At 58.3% G+C, this 26,200-nt stretch carries 26 protein-coding genes and 1 pseudogene; 8 read left to right on the top strand and 19 right to left on the bottom strand.

Annotated features, from left to right (window positions below):
• The first annotated feature begins 277 nt into the window (after positions 1-277).
• Positions 278-2,206: a hypothetical protein gene (locus Tel_09320; protein ID ALP53337.1), complete on the top strand. Its 1,929-nt coding sequence runs from the start codon at positions 278-280 to the stop codon at positions 2,204-2,206.
• Positions 2,207-2,253: 47 nt separating this feature from the next.
• Here Tel_09320 and Tel_09315 read toward each other — a convergent pair whose 3' ends face one another.
• The 3 genes from Tel_09315 to Tel_09305 form a co-directional block, all read right to left on the bottom strand.
• A complete protein-coding gene (locus Tel_09315) occupies positions 2,254-2,562 on the bottom strand; it encodes a hypothetical protein (protein ID ALP53336.1) in 309 nt (102 codons plus the stop codon).
• A 30-nt stretch (positions 2,563-2,592) separates the two neighbouring features.
• Positions 2,593-3,036: a hypothetical protein gene (locus Tel_09310; GenBank protein ALP53335.1), complete on the bottom strand. Its 444-nt coding sequence runs from the start codon at positions 3,034-3,036 to the stop codon at positions 2,593-2,595.
• Positions 3,037-3,437: 401 nt separating this feature from the next.
• Entirely contained in the window at positions 3,438-3,923 is a 486-nt protein-coding gene (locus Tel_09305; GenBank protein ID ALP53334.1) for a hypothetical protein, read from the bottom strand.
• A 319-nt stretch (positions 3,924-4,242) separates the two neighbouring features.
• On the opposite strand from Tel_09305, the gene Tel_09300 reads away from it, so the two are divergent.
• Both Tel_09300 and Tel_09295 read left to right on the top strand, forming a co-directional pair.
• Positions 4,243-6,030 carry a glucoamylase gene (locus Tel_09300; GenBank protein ID ALP53333.1) on the top strand — a complete coding sequence of 596 codons (1,788 nt, stop codon included), beginning with the start codon at positions 4,243-4,245 and terminating at the stop codon, positions 6,028-6,030.
• Positions 6,031-6,227: 197 nt separating this feature from the next.
• A complete protein-coding gene (locus Tel_09295) occupies positions 6,228-6,434 on the top strand; it encodes a hypothetical protein (GenBank protein ID ALP53332.1) in 207 nt (68 codons plus the stop codon).
• A 115-nt stretch (positions 6,435-6,549) separates the two neighbouring features.
• Here the strand turns inward: Tel_09295 and Tel_09290 are convergent, their stop codons facing one another.
• The 5 genes from Tel_09290 to Tel_09270 form a co-directional block, all read right to left on the bottom strand.
• The gene (locus tag Tel_09290) at positions 6,550-7,095 is read right to left on the bottom strand and encodes a nucleoprotein/polynucleotide-associated enzyme (GenBank protein ID ALP53331.1); all 546 of its coding nucleotides are present in this window, start codon (positions 7,093-7,095) and stop codon (positions 6,550-6,552) included.
• Positions 7,096-7,173: 78 nt separating this feature from the next.
• The gene (locus Tel_09285) at positions 7,174-7,845 is read right to left on the bottom strand and encodes a spermidine synthase (GenBank protein ALP53330.1); all 672 of its coding nucleotides are present in this window, start codon (positions 7,843-7,845) and stop codon (positions 7,174-7,176) included.
• A gap of 104 nt (positions 7,846-7,949) precedes the next feature.
• A complete protein-coding gene (locus tag Tel_09280) occupies positions 7,950-8,399 on the bottom strand; it encodes a hypothetical protein (protein ALP54802.1) in 450 nt (149 codons plus the stop codon).
• A gap of 67 nt (positions 8,400-8,466) precedes the next feature.
• On the bottom strand, positions 8,467-8,679 hold the full coding sequence (locus tag Tel_09275) for a hypothetical protein (protein ALP53329.1): 213 nt from the start codon (positions 8,677-8,679) through the stop codon (positions 8,467-8,469).
• Between the two features lie 91 nt (positions 8,680-8,770).
• A complete protein-coding gene (locus tag Tel_09270; protein ALP53328.1) occupies positions 8,771-9,622 on the bottom strand; it encodes a hypothetical protein in 852 nt (283 codons plus the stop codon).
• A 388-nt stretch (positions 9,623-10,010) separates the two neighbouring features.
• Between Tel_09270 and Tel_09265 the strand changes: the two genes are divergently transcribed.
• Positions 10,011-11,060 (top strand): fructose-bisphosphate aldolase, encoded by a 1,050-nt coding sequence (locus Tel_09265; protein ID ALP53327.1) that lies wholly within the window; start codon positions 10,011-10,013, stop codon positions 11,058-11,060.
• Between the two features lie 17 nt (positions 11,061-11,077).
• Here Tel_09265 and Tel_09260 read toward each other — a convergent pair whose 3' ends face one another.
• From Tel_09260 to Tel_09240, 5 genes are all read right to left on the bottom strand, one after another.
• Positions 11,078-12,004 (bottom strand): hypothetical protein, encoded by a 927-nt coding sequence (locus Tel_09260; protein ALP53326.1) that lies wholly within the window; start codon positions 12,002-12,004, stop codon positions 11,078-11,080.
• Positions 12,005-12,013: 9 nt separating this feature from the next.
• Positions 12,014-12,379, bottom strand: a complete 366-nt coding sequence (locus Tel_09255; GenBank protein ID ALP53325.1) for a hypothetical protein — start codon at positions 12,377-12,379, stop codon at positions 12,014-12,016.
• A gap of 153 nt (positions 12,380-12,532) precedes the next feature.
• Positions 12,533-14,299, bottom strand: coding sequence for an ABC transporter (locus tag Tel_09250; GenBank protein ID ALP54801.1), 1,767 nt, complete (start codon positions 14,297-14,299; stop codon positions 12,533-12,535).
• Positions 14,300-14,455: 156 nt separating this feature from the next.
• Complete coding sequence (locus Tel_09245) at positions 14,456-16,888, bottom strand: alpha-glucosidase (GenBank protein ID ALP53324.1); 2,433 nt, start codon at positions 16,886-16,888, stop codon at positions 14,456-14,458.
• Positions 16,889-17,047: 159 nt separating this feature from the next.
• Complete coding sequence (locus Tel_09240; protein ID ALP53323.1) at positions 17,048-17,710, bottom strand: hypothetical protein; 663 nt, start codon at positions 17,708-17,710, stop codon at positions 17,048-17,050.
• Here Tel_09240 and Tel_09235 point away from each other — a divergent pair.
• Together Tel_09235 and Tel_09230 are read left to right on the top strand one after the other, a co-directional pair.
• On the top strand, positions 17,709-17,936 hold the full coding sequence (locus Tel_09235; GenBank protein ALP53322.1) for a hypothetical protein: 228 nt from the start codon (positions 17,709-17,711) through the stop codon (positions 17,934-17,936). The genes Tel_09240 and Tel_09235 overlap by 2 nt on opposite strands.
• Before the next feature lie 88 nt (positions 17,937-18,024).
• Positions 18,025-18,906, top strand: a pseudogene (locus tag Tel_09230) (haloalkane dehalogenase).
• A gap of 89 nt (positions 18,907-18,995) precedes the next feature.
• Here the strand turns inward: Tel_09230 and Tel_09225 are convergent.
• Complete coding sequence (locus Tel_09225) at positions 18,996-19,256, bottom strand: hypothetical protein (GenBank protein ID ALP53321.1); 261 nt, start codon at positions 19,254-19,256, stop codon at positions 18,996-18,998.
• A 447-nt stretch (positions 19,257-19,703) separates the two neighbouring features.
• Here Tel_09225 and Tel_09220 point away from each other — a divergent pair, with 447 nt between their 5' ends.
• Together Tel_09220 and Tel_09215 are read left to right on the top strand one after the other, a co-directional pair.
• Positions 19,704-20,348, top strand: a complete 645-nt coding sequence (locus Tel_09220) for a hypothetical protein (protein ID ALP53320.1) — start codon at positions 19,704-19,706, stop codon at positions 20,346-20,348.
• 684 nt (positions 20,349-21,032) lie between these two features.
• Positions 21,033-21,608 (top strand): hypothetical protein, encoded by a 576-nt coding sequence (locus Tel_09215; GenBank protein ID ALP53319.1) that lies wholly within the window; start codon positions 21,033-21,035, stop codon positions 21,606-21,608.
• A 92-nt stretch (positions 21,609-21,700) separates the two neighbouring features.
• Here the strand turns inward: Tel_09215 and Tel_09210 are convergent, their stop codons facing one another.
• From Tel_09210 to Tel_09190, 5 genes are all read right to left on the bottom strand, one after another.
• A complete protein-coding gene (locus tag Tel_09210) occupies positions 21,701-22,666 on the bottom strand; it encodes a cytochrome C (protein ID ALP53318.1) in 966 nt (321 codons plus the stop codon).
• A gap of 261 nt (positions 22,667-22,927) precedes the next feature.
• On the bottom strand, positions 22,928-23,611 hold the full coding sequence (locus Tel_09205) for a hypothetical protein (protein ID ALP53317.1): 684 nt from the start codon (positions 23,609-23,611) through the stop codon (positions 22,928-22,930).
• 128 nt (positions 23,612-23,739) lie between these two features.
• The gene (locus tag Tel_09200) at positions 23,740-24,594 is read right to left on the bottom strand and encodes a hypothetical protein (GenBank protein ALP53316.1); all 855 of its coding nucleotides are present in this window, start codon (positions 24,592-24,594) and stop codon (positions 23,740-23,742) included.
• Positions 24,595-25,213: 619 nt separating this feature from the next.
• Positions 25,214-25,567 (bottom strand): hypothetical protein, encoded by a 354-nt coding sequence (locus Tel_09195; GenBank protein ID ALP53315.1) that lies wholly within the window; start codon positions 25,565-25,567, stop codon positions 25,214-25,216.
• Positions 25,557-26,195 (bottom strand): hypothetical protein, encoded by a 639-nt coding sequence (locus Tel_09190; protein ID ALP53314.1) that lies wholly within the window; start codon positions 26,193-26,195, stop codon positions 25,557-25,559. The genes Tel_09195 and Tel_09190 overlap by 11 nt, the downstream gene beginning before the upstream one ends.
• Positions 26,196-26,200 lie beyond the last annotated feature (5 nt).

The following is a 26,200-nucleotide window of genomic DNA, read 5'->3' as shown; positions in this document are numbered from 1 at the left end:
CGGTTTATTCCAGCGACATCCTGGAAACGGACGCCCGCGCCGCTGCTGCGCTCGGCAGTATGCGTTGTATCGATAAGTGCCATTTGTTAGATAGTATACTGCCTGGACAGCTGCAACGTAGTCGGCTCATCACTCACGCAAAACGCCATTTTCTCGATATATAGTCTATGATGCGATAAACAGCACCTATACTCTATTTATTTTGTGCTTTTTGGGGGTGCCGCGCATTGATATCGTTTAGCGCATTCCATCGCGGTCGGCAATTTGGTAGATACACATGATAACTGAAGATACGCCTCTCGATCAGACATTTGCCATCCTGGCTGAGGTCCAGCGCATCGCCCAGCTGGGCAATTGGGAGTTGGACTTGGTCACCAATCAGCTCACCTGGTCTGATGAGGTATACCGTATTTTCGGCTTAGACCCAAGTCAATTCGACGCCTCTTTCGAGGCCTTTATCGATGCCGTCCACCCCGAGGACAGGGACTTCGTCAACAAGGCCTATAAGGACTCGGCGGAAAATAAAACGCCCTACAACATCGTCCATCGCCTGTTGCTGAAGGATGGCACGTTGAAATATGTCAATGAGAAGTGCATCACCTATTACAATGATAAGGGCGATCCGATACGCTCAGTAGGCATGGTGCAAGATGTCACCGAACGCGTCCTCACAGAAAAGGCGTTGAAAAAATACCAATTCTCTCTCGAGAATGCGCCTGAAGCCGTTTTCTTCATGACGCGCGAAGCCCAGTTTACGTATGTCAATATGCAAGCCTGCAAAGCACTCGGCTATAGCCGGGAGGAGCTGCTTCAGCTAACACTGTGGGATATCGACTCTCACTATAGCAAAGATCAGTGGGACAGTATCTGGCGCTCTGGAATAGATACTGAGCACGAAGAAATCTATGCCGAGACGTGCCACCGCCGCAAAGACGGAACGCAATTTCCGGTCGAAGTGTGCGCCAAACATCTATGGCTCGGCACCGACGAATTCCATGTCGCGTTCGTGCGCGATATAACTGAACGCAAGCGTGCCGAAGAGGAAAAGAATACGCTGGAGGCTCAGCTTGCCCAAGCTCAAAAACTGGAATCGATTGGCCGCCTGGCGGGTGGAGTCGCGCATGACTTCAATAACATGCTGAGTGTGATCATCGGCTATGCCGATCTGATAAGGGCCAGCCAGCCCGCGGATGCCCCGATTCTGCGCGACCTGATCGAAATCGAGAATGCGGCAACCCGCTCAAGGGACATCACGCAGCAGCTGTTAGCGTTTTCCCGCCAGCAACTGATTCGCCCCAGACCCATCGACCTCAATGAGCAGGTTTGGGCGACACACAGAACCCTGTCCAGACTCATCGGCGAAGACATAGAGCTGCGCTTCGTACCCGGTGAAGATCTTTGGAAAATCAATTTCGATCCTTCTCAGATAGATCAGATCATCGTCAATTTATCGATTAACGCTCGAGATGCCATGCCCAATGGCGGCAGCCTTATCTTCAAAACGGCAAATGTCACACTTAATCAGACAGACCCAAACGAAGACAATGCCCTGATGCCACGGGAATACATCCGCCTCACCGTCAGCGATACCGGCTCCGGCATGAACGAAGACACGCGCGCCCACATTTTCGAACCGTTTTTCACCACCAAGGAGCACGGCAAGGGCACGGGGCTGGGGCTGGCCACCGTCTACGGCATTGTCAAGCAAAACGATGCGCATATCAGCGTGAACAGCACCAAAGACCGGGGCACGACCTTCACCATCTATTTCCCCCGACATGCGGCTATGCATAGCATGCCGGAAGTCGCCCAAAGCACCAGCGCACCGGCCGGAACCGGCACTATCTTATTGGTGGAAGACGACGATATGGTGCGCAAAGTCACCCACGCCATGCTGACCAAACTCGGCTACCAGGTATTGGCGGCCGCAACTCCACGTGAAGCGCTGTCAATCTGCGATAAGGATAGTGCCCTGAGCATCGACCTCCTGCTAATCGACTTGATGATGCCGGAAATGACCGGAACCGAGCTGCGGCGCGAGATCGAAAACAGACGTCCTGGGATCGGGGTCATTTTTATGTCCGGATATCCGACCAACATCACCAGCCATCACGGCATGCTGGACGGTGCTATCAATTACCTTCAAAAGCCATTTCACATCAATGAAATAGCGCACGCCGTCAAACAGGTGATGGGCGCTGGTTGATTCGGCCCACACCCGTGCGGTTTCCCGAAAGAAAAATACACACCCTCCTAGACCAGCGCCTTAATCGCCCTCTTAAAGGTATCCAGTGCCGCATTGACCGCCTTCTGCGCCGCCGCCTTGGTCATGATCTGGATGGTCAGCATCTCGACTTCGACCACCTTTTTCTGTCGCTCGACCTCGCTGTCAAAAATGGCATCGTCAATTTCGCCGCGCAGCCGGGCTTTGCCCAGTTCCTCCAACGACTGTTTTTCGTTGTCGATAATCTGCTTCGCGTACTCGGTGATCTCGCCGACATCATCCTTGACCGCGTTATTCGCCGCCTGCGCCATATCGCGCAGAATCTTTTCAATATCCATGTTTCACCTCCCCCTGTGAAATGGTGGGCCTCATTCATCCAGCTGCTTGGCTTCCTCGCCCTTGGCCATGGCCACGAACACCCGCACAAAATCCTGTCGATGACGTTTGGCGATAAAATCTGAAATGCCCTCATTGTTTTTATGGTCGGCCATATCTTGCTCCCACAGCTCCAGCGCTATCTGGGACTGCTGGGTGGAAAGCTCATTCAGCGGTCTAATACGGTTTTGCATGAGCAGTCCGCGCAAGTCGGTCTCGATGCGGATGTAGTCGTCCTTGAATTTGGCATACTGACGCTGGTCGACGGGCGTCGCCAGTAATTTTCCCCAAAACAGATCCACCTGCTTGGCGACGCGCAGGATATCCGCCTTGACTTCGGCGTTATAGTCGGCCACATAGTGAACTGTGCAGGCGCCGCTGAGCAGCCCCAGAAAAATCAAAACCAACCCAAGCGGAATGCGTTTATGTTGATGCATTAGCACGACCTCCCGTTGAAATATTCCCAGATTTATACCGAAGCGTGGCCTGGTCAAGGCATTCTACCGGACAATAGCAGGCTATTGGTAAACACTGCTAACACCTCGAGCAATGGGTGGCGCCTGTCAGGTTCAGGGGGATTGAAGCGAGGGAATGGGAGAATGAGCACACATGCTCAATATTTTGGGGCGCAAATCCGTGTTTCTCACCGCCGCTGGTGCTGCGACGGCTCAATGCTAATCTGGCCGGCTGTTACTCGAGAGTAAAGGCCGACCATGCCGCACGCTTGAACCGTCTCGCCAAGAATGGTGGTGAGGAATCGGGGTCAATCGCACTTCGGCTTGTGTCTCTAGCAGCGCATGTCGGCGGCGGATGACCCGGCAATCCACCGCGCGGGGTATCACATCGGTGTGAAGCCGAACAGCAGTGCGGATACCAGCAAGCCCCCCACCAGGGCGACGCTGCCCCAGCGTCGGTGTGCGGCGAAAACCTTACGCACGGCGGTGGATGCGTTCTGTCCCATGACGATCCCCGGCTGGGGTGCCGCTTCCGGCAGTGGTTGATCAACCAGGGGAAGGTCCCGATCGGGCGTCGGGATGCGATAGATCAAGCGCGACGCCGGCTGAAGCTTGTCGGCGCACAGACGTACCTCATGATCGGCATGGGTCGAATAGCAAGCCTTAATGGCATCAAGAACCGGTGCCGGGTCTTCAACTGCAAAAAACGCGTCGCCCCAGGCCTGCCACGCGTAGCTCGAGCGTGTATCCGGGGCACGGTGTTCAATACGTATCACCCAGTCACCCCACAGGTTCTCCTGGATCAGGTGTTGAATCACGGCCAGACACGGCAGCTCGGTGGCGTGGTCTGAAGACAAGGCTGTTTGCATAGTTTGTTCCTCACATTAACGCGATAGACAGCGGAAAGATTGAACACTTATCAGCACCGCTGATAAAAGCCACAGACAATACCCGATAAAATTGATCAAGTATGGGCCCTATTATGCAAATTGCCACGGTTTGATGCTCATAGAATGTATCAATGCTGGGTGTGAAAATTTTCGCATGAAATAAATGCCCCCGCATCGGCTGCCGGGCGGTATCAGGCGAGTCGACTTTGTCCCGCACCGGCTTTACACATGATCGCTGCGGCCTTATGTTCTAAGCTAACCCAAGCCTCCACCGCCCCCCTTAACAGAGAGCCGCCGCATGAGCAACCTTGATCTGGGCATTATCGGAAACTCCACCTTCTCGGCACTGGTCGACAAACAGGGCCGTATCGCCTGGGCTTGCGTGCCGCGCTTTGACGGCGACCCGGTGTTCTGCAGTTTATTAATGGGCGCACGCGAGCAGGCCGAGCACGGCTTCTTCGACGTGCTGATGCAAGACATGTCCCACAGCACCCAGCACTATCTGCACAATACCGCGATTCTGGTCACCACCCTCCACGATCGGCACGGCAACGCCGTCCAGATCACCGACTTCGCTCCGCGTTTCAAGGACCGCGGGCGCATGTTCCGGCCGCTGCACATCATCCGTCAATTGCGACCGCTGGCCGGCCATCCGCGCATCAGCGTGCGCCTGCGCCCGGCCTTCGGTTACGGTGCGGAACGCGGCCAATGCTCGCGCGGCAGCAATCACCTGCGCTTTGCCGGGCCGAGTCTGGCATTACGCTGCACCACCAACCTGCCGGTGGCCTATCTCGCCGACGAGGTGCCCTTTTTATTGGAGGAAGAAGCCACCCTCATCTTCGGGATGGACGAAAGCTTCCCGCATGACTTGGTGCTGGCCGGACATGAATATTTCGAACGCACCTGCGAATACTGGCAGGATTGGACGCGCTTCCTTGCCATCCCCTTCGAGTGGCAAAAGGCGGTGATCCGCGCCGCCATCACCCTCAAACTGTGCAGCTTTGAAGAGACCGGCGCCATCATCGCCGCCGCCACCACGTCCATCCCCGAAGCGCCGGGCACCGAACGCAACTGGGACTACCGCTACTGCTGGCTGCGCGATGCCTACTTCGTGGTCCAGGCCCTCAACCGTCTCGGCGCCACCAAGACCATGGAAGACCACCTGCGCTATATCACCAACATCGTCGCCGGCTGGGAGGGCGAGCACCTGCAACCTGTTTACGGTGTGGCGCTCAACAAATCATTGGTAGAAGCGATTGTTGACCACCTGCCGGGCTACCGCGGCATGGGACCGGTGCGCCGCGGCAACCAGGCCTATGAACACATTCAAAACGATATCTATGGCAGCGTCATCCTCGCCGCCACCCAAACCTTCTTCGACCAGCGCCTAAAAGACCCTGGCGACGTCGCCCTGTTCGAACGCTTGGAAGCGGTCGGTCAGCGCTGTATCGAACTCTTCGATCAGCCCGACGCCGGCCTGTGGGAGCTGCGCACCATGGCTCGGGTACACACCTACTCAGCGGTTATGTGTTGGGCCGGGGCCGACCGCCTGGCGCGCATTGCCGCCCACTTGCAAAACCCCGAACGCGCCGATTACTGGCGCAAGCGGGCCGAGCATATGCACCGAACCATCATCGATCAGGCATTCGACCGCGAGCGCAACAGCTTCGTCGAAAGCTTCGGCGGCCAAGAGGTGGATGCCAGCCTGCTGCTGATGTTCGAACTGGGCTTTCTGCCGCCTGAAGACCCACGCTTCGTCGGCACGGTGGAGGCGGTGGAAAAGGCGCTGCGGCGTGGGGATCATATGTTCCGCTACGCCCAAAAGGACGACTTCGGTATACCCGAGACCGCCTTCAACATCTGTACCTTCTGGCTCATCGACGCCTTGGACGCCATCGGCCGCAGCGACGAGGCACGCCGCTTGTTCGAAAAAATGCTCGAGTCGCGCAACCACCTGGGCTTATTGTCCGAAGACATCGATCCCAACACCGGCGAACTGTGGGGTAACTTTCCGCAGACCTACTCCATGGTCGGGCTGATCAATTCGGCCCTGCGCCTAAGCAAGAAATGGAGCGATGCATTTTGAGATCATAGACACGCGCAGCGGCACCAAAAGTATCACGGTTTTCTAGGGGCAAGGCGTGTATCGAAACGACTGATGCCGCCCCTAAATAGTCGTGAGCAGGGGCGCAAAGGCCGGAGCTCATGTTTCAAGTGTCGATAGAAACACGCATTTGTGCTATACAAAATGTCTCAATGATAAGACTTAAGAGGGATGGACGAATGAAGGATGAGATTCTACACGAGGCCCATAAACCCCAATTCGCCTCCGCGCCCGGCCAGGCGCGCAAGGCCGCCACGGCTGATGAGGCCAGTGCGGCGGCGGCGGAATTGAAGCACACCGTTGGCGTCGTGCGTCGGCTGTCCCGGGAGCGCAGAGCGGCCATCGCGAAGCGGGGGAAAATGGCATTGCCGCCGGAGCAACGCTGAGACCCCCGACACACGCCGCCGCAGCAACCCAACCCGCCGACAGGTTCACCGCACAAATCGATCATCATAGCGCTTGGGCTGAGCGCGTTTGCGACGCCCATGCGGCCTTCCATGACTACCACATCAAATCGTCCGGGATCTTGTAGTCGGCATAGGGGTCATCCGCGTCCGGCTCGGGCGTCTCGCTGACCGCGCAGCTAATAATGCATTGGGGATCGCGTTGTTTGATCTTTTCCGCCACCGCCGCCGGCACTAACTCATAAGCCTCGTCCAGTTTGGCAATCGCCAGGCGGCCGTTGCTCAGGTGCTTGTGCACCGGCTCGGAGACATAGAGGTGCTTGACCACCTTGGCGTCGCTGAAGTGATAGGCGATTTCGCCGTCGCGCGCCTCAACCCGGTTGGTCTCGATCAACTGCCGCACCTGAGCGGCGACGGCCTTGCGTTCGGCCTCTTCCTTGCGCTGTTGGTTCAACTGGCGGTCGCGCTCCACCTTTTCCGCCTGGGCCTGCTGGGCCAGGCGTTTGGCCTCGTCGGTGGCGGCGGCAGCGCCCTTTTTATCCTTCCGCTTTTTGTTTTTGTATTGACTGTGCTTGACCTTCTGGGCCTTGTGTTTGCCCACCAGGCCACTCTTTTTGAGCTGGTCGATCAGGGAATTTGCCATCGGTGCTCCGAAAAATTAAGCATTACAATTTCGCTATAGGGTACGGATTTTGATCCGGATGTCACGCCCCCGCAACGGCTATGATTTGGACGCCAGCCAGATCATGTGCCGGGCGCCACGTCCGGCATGGGCACGGACGCGCACCTCCTCCACGCGAAAGCCGGCCCGGCGCAGGCGTTTGCTGAAGGCGGGCGCCGGGCTCACCGACCAGACCGCCAGGACACCGCCCGGCCGCAGCGCCGCCTTGGCGGCGGCCAGCCCGGCATTGCTGTAGAGGGCGTCGTTTTCCGTTCGGGTCAGCCCCTCGGGACCGTTGTCCACATCCAGCAAAACGGCGTCGAAGGCCGCCTGCTGTGCCTGAATAAGATGGCCCACATCATCCTCGTGCACGGTCACGCGGGGATCCTGCAGCGGCGCCCCGGTCAATACCGCCAACGGGCCCTGATTCCAGCGCACCACCGCCGGCACCAGCTCGGCGACGACGATCTCCGCCGCCGGTCCCAATAGCGGCAAGGCCGCCGCCAGGGTAAAGCCCATGCCCAGGCCGCCGATCAAAAGCCGGGGCTGCGCTCGCGCCGCGATACGCCGACAGGCCAACTCGGCCAGGGCGTCTTCCGAGCCGTGCATGCGGCTGTTCATCAATTCGGCGTAACCACTCTTGATGGAAAACTCATCACCGCGGCGCAACAAACGCAGCTCAGCGCCGTCGCCGGGCACCGCGCCGGTGTCAAGTAATTCCCAGGGTCTCATCGCCACCTCGTGTAAATGCGCCGGACGGCGCCAGGGGGCATTGTAAACGATCGGTGCCCCCACGCGGCGAACGGTTGCAAACACCGCGTGCGCTTTCCACCCCCTCAATCACGCAGAGATGACGGGGCAGCGTTAAACAATGAACGAATCCTCTCTATCCGCTTGCGATTGACACCGAGATCCCAATATCCCACCCGCGCTGCCGAACGCACATGGATGACCGAATTGTCGGCATCCATCCTCAGTTCCAGATCATCGACGAAGCGCAGCACCTTGCTGGTAAAATGTGCCCACAGATAATCGTCGCCTTGCGCTTGCATCGTCCCACCTGCGCGCAACACGGCTTGCCTGGCCCTTGCCCAGGCTGTCTCCGGGTCATCGGTAAATGCCATCGGGGCGATATAACACGCCGCTCCATTGAATTCACTGCAGACGCAATTGGGGCTGCCGGGACACGGACGTAATCGAGCTTGGCTGATCCCGACCTGGGCCTGGGGCTTTGGACTCAGTGCAAGGACAACGCTCAGCACTATGAGCGCGCCCGCAATCCCCATCAGCCAGGCCACAACAGTTCCCATCCTTCTATAGTGGGCCAGCCTAAGCTAAGGGACGGGTGCCCACTCAAACCTCACTTGGGGGCTGGTCCGGCGGGACCTCCAGGGGGGCGTCGGCCGGTCCTTCATTCGGCGTTTCAAAGGGTTCTTCCTCCGGCGTTGTGGCGGGCACGCCCACCGGCTCTTCTTCCTCGGGCGCCTCGGGCGGTGACTGGGGTTCGATCTCCGGCTCGGGCCTTTGGGCCTCTGCTTGAAGGGCGTGGCGGTCATCAATGGTCATATCATCCTCCCTATAAGAATTAAAGCGCGGCAATCCAGCGCTGCCCCACGCTGGCCTTAGAGACAGCGCAAGCGCACGGCCCACATCGTCGTCATTCTATGGGCGCGCCGGCCAAACGCGTCTGACCCCCTGATCCCTGGTCCGGCTTGGCAGTCATGGACTGACCACGGATTCGGGCAGGGCAGTCGATGCCCCGCAACTGCGCCAACCAATCGTTTCTTTGCGCTACATCCTTGATCGCCTTTTTCAGCAACGGTTTGAGATAAGCCTTAAGGTGCGGGAGCGCTTGTTGGGCGGGGACATCCTTCAGTACACAAAAGATCGCCAGGGCATAGAGCACCTCCATCTCATCCATGGCCCCTTTGCGTTCCATGGCGGGGTTGCCGCAACTGCCACACCCCACATTCACCTTGGGCCGGGCGGTGTTGACGAACATAATCCCGAAGCCCATGTAGACCGCCAGAAGCTCCATCAAGTGTGGCCATTGCGCCTCCTCACAGTGCGCCGGGGCTTGGGCCATGGATCCCAGATGATAGGCCAGCGCATGGGCATAATTGGCGACCATGGCATTCGGGTTGCCGACCTGCTGAGGCTCATACAGCAAGGTCAGGACCGCAGCGTCACCGCTGTGTAGCCCCTGCATCACCTGCTGCATGTTGGCCAGGGCGGCAGCCGACGGGTCGAATTCGCGATGATCGGCGACACGGCAAGGCAGATAGTCCAAGCCGGCGTAGCGTTTGACATGGCCCAGGATCAGGGCGGCCATCTCCTCGACGCTTTCGCCCGTGCCGGGAAAACAGCGATTGGACGGCTCGACGAGGATGGTTTCCCGGTAAAAGACATCACTGCCGAACCCCTGCAGGGCCCAGGCAAAGCCCTGGAACAGCCAGTCGATGGTCGCTTCCGGCAGCGGTGCCTGTGTTTTGAATAAGCGGTTCAGCATATCGGTCACTCTGAAAGTTCAGTCTGACCAGTCTAGCAAATCGTCCAGCCAGGGTGGCGCATGCGCATGACCACTTGAGGGCAACAACGGATAACCGACAGACGACAGACACCGCATCTTTTGGCGGTCAGCATGGCGGCGCGAATCACGCCTCGCCGCAGGCTTCAGGATCATTAAGGACTGCGCCGATTGACTGAGATCACGCCCTTCCCTACAGTCATTAGGGACCGGAGGATTTCCTGCGGCAGGGTGACCCCGAGGGTAAAACGCATAGCCGCGGCTGCCCCCCTGCCATCATCCCTGTCACAGAGCTGCAAGACAGCTTGGTTATGGTTGCCTCCAATGCACCCATGCACACCACCACTGGATCGAGGAGGAAGACGCGCAGATGACTGACATTCAGACGCTGCTGGGGGACGAGGCTGAATATCTATTGACCCATGTCTGCCAAGGCATCCCCAAGGACATGCTGCACCTGCCGGGTCCGGATTTTGTTGACCGGGTGGTGACGGACAGCGACCGCGGACCTCGGGTCCTGCGCAACCTCCAGGCCCTCTATAGCCACGGCCGCCTGGGCGGCAGCGGCTACCTGTCCATCCTGCCCGTGGACCAGGGTGTGGAACACTCGGCGGGCGCCTCATTTGCACCCAACCCCATCTATTTCGATCCGGAGAATATCATCCGGCTGGCCATGGACGGCGGCTGCAACGCCGTGGCCTCCACCCTGGGCGTGCTCGGCTCGGTGGGGCGCAAATACGCCCACAAGATCCCGTTTGTGGTCAAGATCAATCACAACGAGCTGCTTACCTACCCCAACCACTACAATCAAACCCTGTTCGCCGGCGTGGAGCAGGCCTTCGAGCTGGGGGCCGTGGCCGTCGGCGCCACGGTGTTTTACGGCTCGCAAGAATCCAGGCGCCAGATACAGGAAGTCAGCGAGGCCTTCGCCCATGCCCATGAGCTGGGCATGGCGACCTTTTTGTGGGCCTATCTGCGCAACAGCGAATTCAAGCAAGGCGGCGTCGACTATCACAAGGCCGCGGATTTGACCGGCCAGGCCAATCACCTGGCCGCCACCATCGAAGCGGATATCATCAAGCAGAAACAGGCCGAAACCAACGGCGGCTACAACGCCCTTAAATTCGGCAAGACCCATCCCAAGGTCTACGCTGAACTCACCAGCGACCACCCCATCGATTTGGTGCGCTATCAGGTGGCCAACTGCTACATGGGCCGTGTCGGCATGATCAACTCGGGCGGTCCTTCGGGCCAAGACGATCTGCACCAGGTGGTGCGCACTGCGGTGATCAACAAACGCGCCGGTGGCACCGGGCTGATCACCGGACGCAAGGCGTTTCAGCGCCCCATGGAGGAAGGGGTCCGGCTGTTGAACGCGATCCAGGATGTCTATCTGTCAAGCCAGGTCGATATCGCCTGAACCCCCTTATCTCTCCCTCAACCCGTATTGTGGGCCGGCGGCGGCAGGGTGCCGAGCACCACGGCAGTGATCAATACGGCGACAAACACCAAGCCGTCGATGCGCAAGATGACGAGAAAACGTTGGGCGGATGCGGCCGCCGCCGCTGGTTCGCGCCGCGCCGCGGCAACCAGCTGAGGCACCCAGTAGAAGCGGTTCAAGGCACCGATGGTCATCATTACCGCCACCAGGCCCAGCTTGATCGACAGGGCCCATCCATAAGCGCTCGTCCACAGGTCCGACAGCCCGGCGAGTTGACGCCAGCTGTTAAAGATCCCGCTCAGCAGCACCAGGGCCAGCGCCAGGGTGGCCAGGGCGGACAGACCCACGGCCCGTTCCCCGATGTGCCGCCATTGCTCCCCTTGCCGCAGTTCGGGCAAGACCCACAGGGCATACAGGATGACCGCCCCACCCCATAGCGCAGTGCTGACCAGGTGCAGGGTGTTGATCAAATTGACCCAGGACCACAGCCCGTCTTCACCGGCGTGGCTGGTGACGCTGACCAATAAGGCCGTCGCCAAGACGGTCCCTAATAGCACGGCGGCCGCGCCGGCGGACCAGCCTCGGCGCCAGATCCATAACCAGGCCAGCAGCATCACCCCCCACGCCCCGAGCCGCCCCTGCCAATACAAACCGTAATCACTGTGACCCAGCACTTTGGGGATGAAGCCCCAGGCCTGGGCCGGCGCCACGTCCGCCATAACCGCGGTCCTCAGCAGCAATTCGATACCGGCCGCCGCCAGCATGATGACCCCGGCGCCGGCCAGCAGCCAGGTCCTGCGTGCCGCTTCGCGTGTTGAGGTGGGCGGCGCCAGCCACAGGGTGGCGACGGCCAGCGCACAGACCAGGGCCAGGGCCAAGCGGTCCAGGGATTCGCTGGCGACGGCCAGTGCCGCGCTAGACACCGCCCGCCCCTATTTGACGCTGAATGAGAACCCGCCCTTGACCCGGTGACCGTCACCGGAGACGACATTGAGGGTCACCTCATAGGTTCCGGGGGCGAGGGGCTGGAGTCCGACGCTGAGGCGCTTGGGGTCACCCTCGCTGCGAACCTCGCCGGTGTCGACGCGCTTGCCGCTCGCATCGGTCACCTCGATCTTGCTCCATTCCTCGGCAACCTTGCCGGAAAACCAGACCTGCACCCGCTCGGGGGGACTGTCCAGCTGTGCGCCTTTGGCCGGCGCGGATTTTTCCATGTGTACGTGGGCTAAACCCACCAAGGGCCATCCCAGCATCAAGATCGCGCCTAGCAGCGCCGTCGTCAGATTTTTCACGTTCATCGCTTCAGTCCCCAATAGTTCGCCCTTGGCCGTAGACGCCCGGCGCGCTTCGCCGCATCTCGCGTCGCACTCTTGGTGTTACCACTTTTGTTCCTTGTAACACCGACAAGCAAAATCCTACTTCGCTCACCCCAGTTTGGCAACAGCGCTTGCCTAAGCGGTGAACTGCAGCTTGGCCAACCTTGCATAGAGACCGTCCTGCTGCATCAACTGGTCGTGGGTACCGGTGGCCACGATGCGCCCCGCCTCCATGACCACGATGTGCTGGGCCTTCAACACCGTGGCCAGGCGATGGGCAATGACCAGGGTGGTGCGCTGCGCCATCAGGCGATTCAGTGCCTGTTGCACCAGCTGTTCGCTCTCCGCGTCCAGGGCGCTGGTGGCCTCGTCCAACAACATCAACGGCGGGTCCTTGAGGATGGCGCGCGCAATCGCTAGGCGTTGCCGTTCACCGCCGGAGAGACGCACGCCGCGTTCGCCCAAAAAGGTCTGATAGCCCTCGGGCAGGCGCGACAGGAAGCCATCGGCGGCGGCCAGGCGTGCGGCGGCCATGACCTCTTCATCAGTGGCCTCGGGGCGGCCGTAACGGATGTTTTCCATGGCGTCGGCGGCGAACACCACGGTCTCCTGGGGCACCAGCCCGATGCGTTGCCGCAGCGCCCTGGGGTCGAGCCGATCGATGGGCACGCCGTCCAGCTGGATGCCACCCTGCTGAGGATCATAAAACCGCAACAGCAACTGAAACACCGTACTCTTGCCCGCTCCGGACGGCCCGACCAGGGCCACGGTCTGGCCCGGCTCGATCGCCAGGGAGAACGACGCCAGCGCCGGCCGCTCGGGCCGCGAGGGATAACAGAAGCCAACATCCTCAAAGCGCACGGCGCCCTGCAGCGTCGCCGGCAGGGCAAGGGCTTGGGCGGGCGCGGCGATGGCCGGGCGCACCAATAACAATTCCATCAGCCGTTCGGTGGCGCCGGCGGCGCGTTGCAACTCACCCCAGACCTCGCTCAGCACCCCGCTGGCGCTGGCCACCAACACGGTGTAGAGCACAAATTGACTCAATTCGCCGGCGGACATGGTGCCGTTCATCACCGCCTGGGCCCCCACCCATAACAAGGCCACGGCGGCGCCGAATACCAGCAGTATGATCAGCGCGCTCAGCAGCGAGCGTACCCGCAAACGCCGCAATGCCGTCTGGAACGAGCCCTCGACTGCGCGACAATATTTGTCACTGGCGCGCGCCTCGAAGGTAAAGGCCTGAATCGTCTGCACCGCATTCAGGCTTTCACCGGCGTAGGCACTGATATCGGCGACCCGGTCCTGACTGGCCCGCGACAGGCGCCGCACCCGGCGTCCGATGATGATCAGCGGCACCACCACGATGGGCACCAGGATGACGATCAAGCCGCTCAATCGGGGACTGGTGATCATCAACATCAGCAAACCGCCAACCAGGATAAAACCATTGCGCAGCGCCATGGAGACCGTGGTGCCCACCACCGTCTGAATCAAGGTGGTATCGGTGGTCAGGCGGGACTGGACCTCACCGGTGCGGGTGACCTCAAAGAAGCCGGGGTCCATGACGATGACATGGCGATAGATGGCCTGGCGGATATCCGCCACCACCCGTTCCCCCAGCCAGGAGACCAGGTAGTGGCGCGTGGCGGTGGCCAGGGCCAGCAGCGTCGCCACCCCCAACAAGGCGAGAAAATAGCGATCCATCGAGGCGGCGCTGTCCTGGGTAAAGCCGGCATCGATCATATAGCGCACGGTGTAAGGCACGGCCAGGGTGGCCACAGCGGCCAGGGTCAGGGCCAGCAGGGCGAGCGACAACACGCCGCGGTAGGGTCTTAAGAACGGCACCAAGCGCGCCAGCGGGCGCAGCTTGACGGCCAAAGGGGCATCGTCAGGCCTGTGCAAGTCCACAATTGTCGGCCCGGTTGTGGCAAGGGGGGCGCAAAAGCGAGGTAAAAGTTTTCATCGAGTGTGACACCTCACGCGCAGCGGTTGCGCCGCGCCTGTATGTTGTAAAACGTAGTCCGATCATCCCGGGATCGGCGTGGCCAAGCGTCCCGCCTACACGGTCTCGAGGCGACGCGCTTGCCCGTCATCGCACCATTGCCATCGCAGGCAGCGTTGCGCGGGCTCCCACCGCCAGTCATTGACTTGCCTACCGTCGCACATCAAGCCCTTGGGCGCGACGGGCAGATGCAGCTTCAGCACCATGTCGCGCGGGGCGGGTTGAAAGGCGCCGCGACGTTGCCCGAGGGTGACCACGGTGCCGCCCTGCGTTTGGGACACGGCCAGCGGGGTCTCCGCGATGTGGCCTTGGCTGTAAGCCCAGCCCTCGCCCGCGTCCTCGATCAAGGTCCAGTGCGCATCAATGCCGGGATACACCTGCAGGGTCAATTGAGACAAGGGCTCCGTCGTGGACTGGCGCAGATTACCCAGCGTCAGCACAGAGCCGCCGCGCACGAACAGCGGGATGCGCCCCATCGGCGCCGGATGCATCAAGGGACCGGGATCGACGCGCGCCCCGTTCCAGAAGTCGTACCAAACGCCCGCGGGTAACTCCACCCAACGATGGTCTTGGCCCGCGGCGGTCACCGGGGCCACCATCAGCTGCGGCCCGAACATGACCTGATCCTCCAGCGTATAGAAACGGGGATGGTCGGGGAAGTCATAACACAGCGGCCGCAGGATAGGCGCGCCATGGCGACTGGCCAGGTGAGCCAGGGTATACAAATAGGGCAACAGACGATAGCGCAGTTCGATGGCGCCACGCGCCACCGCCTCCACCTCGGCACCAAAACGCCAGGGCTCCTGGGGCCGTGTGCCCGTGGCGGTATGGCCGCGCATGAAGGGATAGAAGCTGCCGATCTCCATCCAGCGGGCATACAGCTCGCCCCAGCTATCGTCGAAGAAGCCGCCGATGTCCACGCCCGTATGGGGCGCGCCGCACAGGCCCATACTGCTCACCTGGGGCAGACTCATGGCCAGGTCCTCCCAGCAGGAGCGGTTATCGCCCATCCAGGTGACCGCATGTGACTGAATGCCGGTGTAGGCGCTGCGGGTCAGCACCCAGGGCCGCCGTTGCGGGCGCCACCGCTGCAGCCCTGCGGCGGTGGCCCGGGCCATCAAGTGGCCGTACAGATTGTGGACCTCGGCGTGCAAGGCCGGGGCCTGTGCCTCACCCTGCCGCGTGGCCAAGGCCATGGGCTGCTCCCGGGCCCCGGGGGTGTCGAAGGGCCGGTCGACGATGGCGGGCTCGTTCATGTCGCACCAGATGCCGGCCACGCCCTGGGCCAACAAGTCGGCATGCCAGTCGCCCCACCAGCGCCGCGTGGCGGCGCGACAAAAATCCGGGAACAGGGACTCGCCCGGCCAGACATACCCGGTAAACAAGCCCCCGTCCGGTCGCGTGACGAAATGCCCCTGGGCCCTGCCCTGCTCGGCGACGGCATAGTCGGTCCGCGTGTCGTTCTTCACCCCCGGATCTACGATCACCACGGTGCGGATGCCCTGTTGCCGCAGTCGCGCCACGGTCTGCTCGGGATGCGGAAAACGGTCCCGGTCCCAGGTGAAGACGCGATAACCGTGCATGTAGTCGATATCCAGGTGGATCACGTCCAGGGGAATGTTGCGCCGGCGAAAGCCCGCGGCGATCTGTTGCACATTGTCCGCGTCGGCGTAGCTCCAGCGTGACTGGTGATACCCCAGGGACCACAAGGGCGGCAGTGCCGGTCGGCCGGTGAGTCGGGTCAACTGTTCCACCACGGCGGCCGGTGTCGGCCCGGCCAGGAGGTAATAGTCCAACTCTCCGCCCAGGGTGAAAAGCCTGAGACTGTCCGCCTGGCTGGCACCCACATCGAAGTCGCTGTACCAGGTGGAGTGTAGAAACAGCCCCCAGGCACGCCCCGGGCGCAGGGCCATGACGCAGGGATGGGCCTGGTACATGTTGTCGTGGGCCTGCGCATGTCCGGGGCAGGCGCAGTCCACGGTCCAATTGCTCAGGCGCTGATGGCGGCGATCGAGTCGACCGCTGCGCTGACCGACGCCGAAATAGCCTTCCCGGGGATGCATGTGCTTGTCCAGAAACAGCCCGATACGCGCCGGCCCCGGCGGCAGCTCACGGTCGGGGACCGTCGCCAAGCCCGGCATTTCATTGATAGACACGCAGCGCCAGTGCGGGCCGCCCATATCCTGGGCGAAGGGCTGTCCATCCGCGCCGTCGAAGCTCAGCGCCCCACTGTCCGGGTCGATCTCGACCCGCAGGGCATCACTGCGCAGGCCCAGCACCGCGTCGGTCTGGAACACCTGTACCTCGGCACCGGCCTGGGGCTGGACCACATCCCAGTCACGCCGCGCTGCGAACTCGCCCTGGGGTTGAAAGCGCAGCCGAAAAATATCCGCGGCAACGGCCTCGAGGCGCATCACGCCCTGCTCGAATACCACTTCCAGGCCATGGGCCGCGCGCTGCCAGTGGTGTATCGCACCACAGGTCTGCATGCGGGCCTGTTGTTGTCCCTGTGCCATCAAGAAGAGTATGGCGGGTTTACAGTGGGGAATACAAAGGGGTTATGGCGAAAACGCAATATACGCAAGCGCGGATGTCGTCATCGCGACATCGCGCCTTGTGGGGGGAAAAGGAACGGCGGCGGCGACGCCTTAGAACGGCCAGCCCACCTGAAACAGAAAGGTGTCGGTGGTGCGGTCGCGATCGATGCCGAACCAAACCGGGCGCTGCGAATTCTGCAGACTCTCTTGCATCAACACAGCGGTGAAGTTGCCCAGGGCAAAGCCCATGAGGACATCCGCCGGGTAATGGGCCTGGGCCTCCACCCGTGCCCAGGCAGTGGCGGCGGCCACCGCGTGAAAACCGGTCTTCAGTCGGCGCCGATGAGTCAGACTGAGGGCCATCCCATCCACCCGTTGCGCAGATAAGGTGGCATAGGTCGAGGCCGCCGCCGTGTGCGAAGAAGGAAAACTGCGCTCGTCCACGCCATTGGGGCGTTCGCGGTCTGTCGAATCCTTAAGCGCCCCGGTTACCTGACTGGTGGCCAGGGCCGCCATCGAGGCGGTCGCAAGCGAGCCGGTGCGCCCAGGCAACAGGGCATCGAGTTTGCCGGGGGGCATCACACTGGTGATCACCGCCGAGCTGGCGAGTACGGTACGCAGATTATCGCTGGCGGCCTGCGCCCCGCTCTGCGAGCCGAACACCGGATTGTGTTCGCTGGCCCAGTCGGAGATGCGCTGATCGCTGTCCGTTGAGGCAATCAATAGCGCCGCCGCCGCGGGCATCCATGTCTTGGGATCCTTCAGCGCCTTCATGGTGGCGCTGGACGCGCTCAAATTGATCCATACCCCATCGCCAGGCGTGCGCGAGGCGATATTCGTGGTTGAGCAGGCGGTATTGAGGAGAACCAGAATCAGGCACACCAAGCGCAGGCCTGTGCGTAAACTCCATTCCCTTGCGGCCTCGAGCGGCCCCGAGTACTCCTCTACAGCAAACGTCTTTGACATGACTTCCTTGTTCCAGATGCTACTCTGGCAATAACGGCAGGAGCCATGCAAAAACTGAGTGGAAATTTACGGAACTTTAAGAATCAAGATGTTATTCAAGGCAACTGGCACAGGGAACGGCCATGAACAGTGAACAGATTGCGCAGGAATTTCCTTTTAAGTCGCATTACGTCCAGGTGCACGGCGCCAACATGCACTACATCGACGAAGGCGCGGGCGAGCCCATCCTGTTGCTCCACGGCAACCCCACCTCCAGCTATCTGTGGCGCAACATCATTCCCCATCTCAGCCCCTACGGGCGATGTATCGCGCCCGATCTCATCGGCATGGGCCAATCGGACAAACCGGCTTTGGCCTATCGCTTCTTCGATCACGCCCGCTATCTGGACGGCTTTATATAGGCGCTGGACTTGAAAACGATCACCCTGGTGATGCACGACTGGGGCGCAGGGCTGGGTTTCTACTACGCCCACAGGCATGAGGCCAATATCAAGGGCTTGGCCTTTATGGAGGCCATTTATCGACCGCTGCAGTGGGCCGACTTTCCCATGGACTTCAAGTTGGGTTTCAAGCTTATGCGCACGCCCCTATTGGGTTGGCTGATGGTGAGCGTGATGAATGTGTTTGTGAAACAGATCCTGCCCCGGGCCACGCTGCGCGATCTGAATACAGAAGAAAAACGCCGTTACGCCGCACCCTTCACCACCATCGCCAGCCGCCGACCGGTACGCCAGTGGCCCTGCGAGATTCCCATTGACGGCCGGCCCACTGACGTCCAGGTGGTGGTAGATGCCTATCACCTCTGGCTGCAGGACACCGAACTGCCCAAGTTGTTGTGCCATGCCTCACCCGGCGGCTTGATCACCGCCAACGATGTGGACTGGTGTCAAGCGCATCTGCACAACATCACAAGCGTGGATCTCGGCAAGGGTATTCATTATCTCCCGGAGGACCATCCCCACGCCATTGGCGAGGCCGTGGCAAAGTGGTACACCAAGCTGTAACAAGCATGATCAGTCTGGCGGGATATGATTATCGATTTCTAGTGGCGCCGGGTGCATAGCTGGGGAAACAGATCTGAGTCGATTTAACGTCACTTCAACAGCGGATGCCCCTTGGGTAGCTGCTTTGCATACCACAAGGCCAGTTTGTGCCGCATACTCTGCTGCGAGACCTGATCCTCCGGCAAGGGCTGAATCAGCTTGTCGTGGACCAGTAGGCGATAGATGTATTCGATCTTTAGGGCGGCGGAATCCGTCGCGTCGAACTCAACCACGCCCCGTTCCTCGCCGTACTTGGCGCCGGCGGCAATCGCGCCCTTTACCAGCTCTGCCTCGTGTTTTAACTTCTTCATCGCCGCTCCTCATTCGCGTTAAACTGCGGTATATGCTGTGAATACATGGGTTCGGAGAACCATGCCTCCCCCCTGGAGAATGGGGATTGTCATGTCGGCAGCCGCGATCTAACCGCATTTATTGAGCCACTGCATTACAAGATCCACCATTTTTATATCGGAAATCTTATCATTCTTGAATGAGTGCCAGGTCGAAAAGCGCAGAGAATGTCGCAACGTCAATGACAGATACTTTTTATCTCGATCTTTAAGCTTCCAGCCGGGCAGCAACGCATCGTTTATAGTGTCAATACCGCACCACGCCCCCGCCGCCACCCTGCTGCTGACCGGCCGTGACTGCCCGGTGCAGATGTTTAGGTCACCCAACTCCAGCCGGAAGACCAGGCCGAGGGCTTCAAAATATGATAAAACGCACTATTGTCTTTTAACCCAACTTACCAGGTAGTCATGAAACAAAGTCACATTACCCTTATCGCCCTAGTATTGATCGCCGGCGCCCTGCTGGCCGCGGTTCTCCTCAAGCCGCAATCCCAACAAGACGCAACCGTATCCCAAGGCGGCGCACAACTGATCCGCGAGCACTCCCCGCGCGTCGGGCCGGAACAGGCCAAGGTGACCATCGTTGAATTCATGGACCCCGCCTGCGGCACCTGCCGCCAGTTCCACCCCTATGTAAAGCGCATGCTGCAGCGATATCCGGATCAGATCCGCGTCGTGCTGCGTTATGCCCCGTTTCATCAAGGCTCCGACGGCATGGTCGCCATCCTGGAAGCCGCGCGCAAGCAAAATAAATTCGGCCAGGTGCTGGATTTGATGTTTGACACCCAAAGCCAGTGGACTCAGAACCACATCGCCTATCCTGATCGCTTCTGGCCATTTCTGGACGCCCTCGAGCTCGACCTGGATCGCCTGGCGCAAGACATGAAAGCACCTGAGATTGTCCACATCATCCAGCAGGACCTCAGTGACGCCCGGCAGCTGGGCGCTGACAAGACCCCGACCTTCTTTGTGAACGGCCGGGCCCTACCCAGCTTCGGCCTGCAACAGCTCACGCAACTAGTGGAAGCGGAGATCGCGAAACATTATCCCTAGTCCGTCATAGCGACCAACGCTTCTATTCCTGCGATTTATGGAGGCGTATCATTGCCCCTTTTTATGGCGGAGCTGCGCGGGATTGCGCGGGTGATCGGGCGGGAATGCTGAACGTTGGGAACAAGATTTCGCGGGCGGGTTGATGTCGATGGTTGTTAAATCCCCCCTAACCCCCCTTTTTCAAAGGGGGGGACGATGGGGTTGATGAATCGCGAGGCGCACTCCCGAACCATCCCCATTTTCTCAAAGGGGAACGACGAGGCTGATGGGTAGCGAGGGGTACCCCCCAACTATCCTCACTTTTCAAAGAGGGACGACGGGGCTGATGAATAGCGAAGGGCATTCCCGAACCATCCCCACTTTTCAAAAGCGGACAACAGAGGATGATAAATAGCGAGGGCGCTCCCGAACCACCCCCAATTTTTTAAAGGGAGATGATGGGGCTGATGACTAGCGAGAGGATACTCCCAAACCATCTCCATTTTTAAAAGGGGACGACGGGGGTTGATGACTAGCGAGGGGGTACCCCACACCATCCCCCCTTTGAAAAAGGGGGGTTAGGGGGGATTTATAAAATTAAAGAAAATTACCTCGCAAAACAGCACCCACGAAGAACAAACAGAAACCAGGGTTGCCAGCTATCGCTTATCCCAACGATATTATTTCGCCAAGGGGAGATAAATAATGGACATACTCATCATTTACGGCTCACTCGAAGGCCAGACGAAAAAGATATCAGAACACATGGCTGATATCCTTCAAACCAACGGCCACCAAACCACCACCTTGTCCAGCGAACATCTACCCACAGATTTCCAGGTAGAAGATTATGACGCCGCCATCGTCGGCGGCTCCATCCATATAAACAAATATCCCAAGCCGATGATCAAGTTCGTCACCCGCCACCGGGACTGGCTCAACGCCACACCCAGCGCTTTTTTTACCGTGTGCATGGGGATCAACAGCAAACGGCCGGAGTCGCAGCAGCAAGCCCTGCAATTTGGCCAGAATTTTCTGTCCCAGACCGGCTGGAAGCCGATGCTGAACGAAACATTCGCCGGCGCCGTCAAGTACACACAATACGGCTTCATTACCCGCTATATCATGAAAAGAATCAGCAAACACGAAGGTGGCAGCACGGACACCACACGTGATCATGAATATACCGACTGGGACAGGGTTGCGCATTTCGCCGAGAAATTCGCGGCAATGGTGACAGCGCAGGAAAAAAGCAAATCCGCGGAGGCGGAAATGGATTAACAAACAATCGGGGGATTGAAAGCGCTTTTTACAACAGTGGCTTGGGCAGAATCGATTCCAGTCCTTCTTCCACTTCTTTTACAGTCTCTGCATCAAGCAAGCGCCAATAGATTCATGATCAAACGCACCATTAACTCCTTGGCCTTCGGGTCACTCTCGGCGATCAGCAAGGTCGATGCCGTAAGGCCATTTTCATCCAGCGGCAGGCGCATGCCTTCCTGACGTAGATAGAGCAAAAACAGAAAGGCGCCGGAGCGCTTGTTGCCATCAGAAAACGGATGGTTCTTGATGACGAAATAGAGAAGGTGGGCCGCGCGCTCCTCGCGGGTTTTGTACAACGGCTCACCAAACATGGTCTGCTCGATATTCCCCAGAATTGCCGCCAGCCCATCACCCCTATCACGGGCGAACAGCTCACTGGCCTCACCACGCTGGCGCAGCTCGTCGGCCAAAGCATCCAACGCCCGGCGTGCCTCATCCAGATGCAATACCCCCCGAGCCGGGCGCGCCCCTTCGGGAACGGTGAGTCGCCCTTCGTCGTAATCCAGCAGCAGGCGCCAGGTCTTGGCGTAGCCCAGAATCAGGCCGACCACTTCCCGGCCGATGTCCGTCACCAGCACCTGACGGGTAAGGGTCTTGCCCAGCAAGTCGACCGCCTGCTCCAGCTCCGCCAAGCCCTGTTGGGTCAGGCGGTGTTCATTGAGGCTGTAGCCCTGGGTCAGGTGCTCACGGAGGACGCGGGTGGCCCATTGGCGGAAGCGGGTGGCGCGGGAAGAATTGACTCGATAGCCCACGGATATAATGGCATCGAGGTTATAGTGTTTGAGCTGGCGTTTAACCTGTCTTTTGCCTTCCTGGCGAACTACCGAGAAATCCTCGGTAGTTGCCGACTCTTCTAACTCTTTGTCTTTAAATATATTTTTTAGATGGAGACTGATATTGTCTGTTGATGTGGCAAATAACTCTCCCATCTGGACCTGGGTTAGCCATAAGGTTTCACCTTCGAGCCGCACCTCAACCCGCGTTGCTTCGCCCTCGAATATGACGAGATCACTCACAGCGTATCCTCCCGCATGTACACCAAGACAGTAACAATGTTTGGGGGTAGAGAACAATTTGCTTTGAAATATTAGAAACGGTTGAGTCCGACACCGTATCCCTTATTTGATTTTTACCTGGGAAAAACCCGTCTATCTGCAAGATTCACACAAATACCGGGATTCACTCATCCTCGGTATTGCCAGCTCCACTGCTATATCGAAACATCTAGAGACGGAAACGGATTAAGAAAATCAGGGGGCTGATCAGGTTGAAACTGGTCAATTCATACAACATCTCTTGTATTTCCTGCCACTCCCACAAAAGCAGGGATCGTTTCGACCAGGCTGGACCTCCCTTACAAAGGGCTGATGATTTTTGGAAGATTGGGCCAAGGCACGCCCCATACGGGCATAGGTCGCCATGGCATCCCCCAATGCATTAAGCCGCTGCTCCGCGCGCCGCTGATCCGACACCCAGGCATCCTCATCTCCGGCACATAGCTCACGCGCGGCATCCCGATGCGAAAAATAGGCCAACACCTTGACCGCCTCTTTCCAGACCTGTTCGGCATCCTCGTCGAGATTGGCGGCCCACACATCCTCCAGCCAGTCCACACCATCAAAAAACCCGTCAGACCAAAAGGCCAGCGGCGCACCCTTCCTGACATTGGCAATGGGCGGCTCCAGCAATTCAATGATTTCAGGCAACGGAGGCTCATCAAACTGCACCAGGGCCTCAACCTCGGCAAATACCGCCAGCAAGGCCGTCTCGATTTTGCCCCGCTTCTCATCGCTCTTGTAATTCGGGTCCTTACAGTTAAACACCACCTCCATCCACTCAGCCGTCTCGACAGGCTCAGGCGCCGTACACACCGTAAACAGAAAGCCATATACCTCAGGCAGACTCATGGTGCCTTCGGGGCGTTTGTCTGAGACGAGAAACTTGGCCAGTTTTTTATGCAAGGTGGTACTCCAAAATTGTTTTAAAACAGGGCGGGTAGATTATATCGGGTTGAACTTGGACTTATCACGTGGTTTGTTTAAAACCATGCCCTATCCCCTATTGCCCCACGTTTACTCTGCCCTTAGCGTTACTCAACGAAATACTTTTTATTCAACAGGCTCTTTAGCAAAAAATACAATCCGCCTAAAAATATCAGCGGTAGCAATACCGTTTGAAAAACAAATACGACAATCAAATCAATCAGGTATTCGCTGATCTCGGCGGCGGCTATTTTTAATCGCTCTAATTGCGCGTCAATATCGACTTGCTTGGAGGCTGATCGGTAGAGTTGCGTGGCATTTTTCCAAATAGAGCCCGAGGCTTTGCCTGCTGGCTCAGTATCCGTAATACTTTCATTAATCTGCCCAATGTTCTGTTTCGTTTTCTCCAGCTTTGCTGTCGCTTCGTTATATTGAGGGGCCAGAAACCCTTGATAAACCCATTCGCTGCCAATGGCGATACAAGGCACAGACAGCCGCAACACCAGGACCAATAGTGACAGCTTTAGCATGAATTTGGTGGCCGGCCGACTTTGCGTCTTCGGCAGCCATAACATCGCCGTCGTACAGATTAGAATAAACAGAGTTGTACCAGAAAACCAAGGCCAGGCACTAATCATCAACAGCGTCTTCTGAATACCAATGGAAGCGCTGCTCATAAGCATTACCCAAGAAAAACGCTCTACAAGATCGTTAATAGGGTCGAGAATCTGGCCAGGGGTAAAGGTCAGCCCCACCCCGGCAGGTTGCAACGCAATTTCCGTGCCTTGGGCGACAGATATCACCCCGTTTAAAGCCCGTGCCACACCAAACGTAAGCAATGAACGCTGTAAGGCGTCATCAGTATATTCCTGCCCACGCTCGTCCAATGCCTGGGTGGCAATAAGCCCGAAGGCAATCACAAATATAATTGTGAACAGGATTCTTAATTGTTTAGCTGCCATATATCTAGCCTACGGTTCTGATGCACCAAAAAATGGAGTCTATCCTACTGCTGTCCCGTTAACGTCTGAAGAGATACTGTGTTCTTGATAGCGATCAGCAAGTTACGAATTTTTCGGAAAGCTGGACATGAGTTTCAAAACACGCCATTACCACCTCCCCCTTTAAAAGGGGGATTGAGGGGGATGTATAAACTTTTCAGCTTGCTGATATAACTGATATTTCTGTCAGCCTTCAAATCTCCCCCAACCCCTCTTTGCTAAAGAGGGGGGCTTGTCTGATGTTAACGGGACAGCAATGAGTCTATCCCATATTATTTACTACGCCACTGGCGCAACGAAATAGATAGGCTTCAAAGGCAACAGATTGCGCTTGTCTTTTTCAGGCGGTCGTTGTAGCGGGATACTTGTTTTAAGCCGTGACTTGCGCTTTGCGACTGCCACCGCGTACGCGCCTTTCGAAGGAAGTAGCCTGGATGGACCAGAGTGAAATCCAGGGTGTTGGATATGTCTCCCGGATTACGTTTACACACCATCAGGGCGACTCGCTGCATAAAACAAGATGACGGGCAGGTTAAATTGAAAAGCTGATTAAAAATCATCTAAAAACCAGGCCAGCAGGCTAATCTTCTTCAATCGGAGGCAATAAATTTTCCAGCAATACGATGAGTTCAGGAACATCATCTACCACCGTTTTATAAAGTAACTCATGGTCAATCTGTCCATATTCATGGGCCAGGATATTTCTTTGCCCGATAATTTGGCGCCAGGGTATTTCCGGGTGTGAATCCATGAATGAGGCCGATACACGTCTTGCGGCCTCACCGATAATCTCTATGCCACGCTCAATCGCGCGTACTAATACACGATCATTGAGAAAAGCCGGCAAGTCACGATTATCCAACATCGACGCCACTTCCTTGGCCGCCTGCAACATATCCCACAGATAAGCCGCATCCCTTTCCTCAGGCTGCATACAATTCCTCCATGTCCTTCTCGATGGCCCGTTTCCGGTAAGGGTTGTTCAGAATCGACGGTGTCGCGACATCCACCTTGCGGCCATGAAACAGTTGTGCAAAAGCATCCTGAATTTCAACCATGCCCCCCATGGAGGGAGCAGCGTTACTTTCAAACTCGATCAATAAATCGATATCACTATCCGGCCTTAATTCGCCCCGTGCTGCAGACCCGAATAAATAAAGCCGACGAATATGAAATCGCTTTGCAACTTCCTGCAAATCTGACCGTGAAATCTCAATCTTTCCACCGATCACAAGCGTATCCCGGTTGCGTTGCATAGCTTGCCTTCCTCTATTACGTTTATCCCCGGCTTCAATGGTCTTGCGCACAATGCTTAACAACTCATCGTAAATCGGGCACTGGGCGTTCGCCTGATAATGATTCTGGTTGCCAACGCGGCTAACTGTCACAAGCCCCGCCGCCAGCATCTTATCCAGCTCCCGGTTGACAGTCCCCTTTCCCACGCCCGCCAGGCGAACAATTTCATTCAGGTAAAAGGTTTCATCAGGCCTGCCATAAAGCAACCCCAACACCTTTTGCTGTGTCTTGGAAAACAGTGCATCGCCTATAGAAGCCAAATCCAACGCCC

The organism is Candidatus Tenderia electrophaga, from assembly GCA_001447805.1.
GTDB classification, from domain to species: Bacteria; Pseudomonadota; Gammaproteobacteria; order Tenderiales; family Tenderiaceae; genus Tenderia; species Tenderia electrophaga.
The sequence above is the reverse complement of the archived record's forward strand: the minus strand, read 5'-3'. Positions and strand labels throughout refer to the sequence as shown.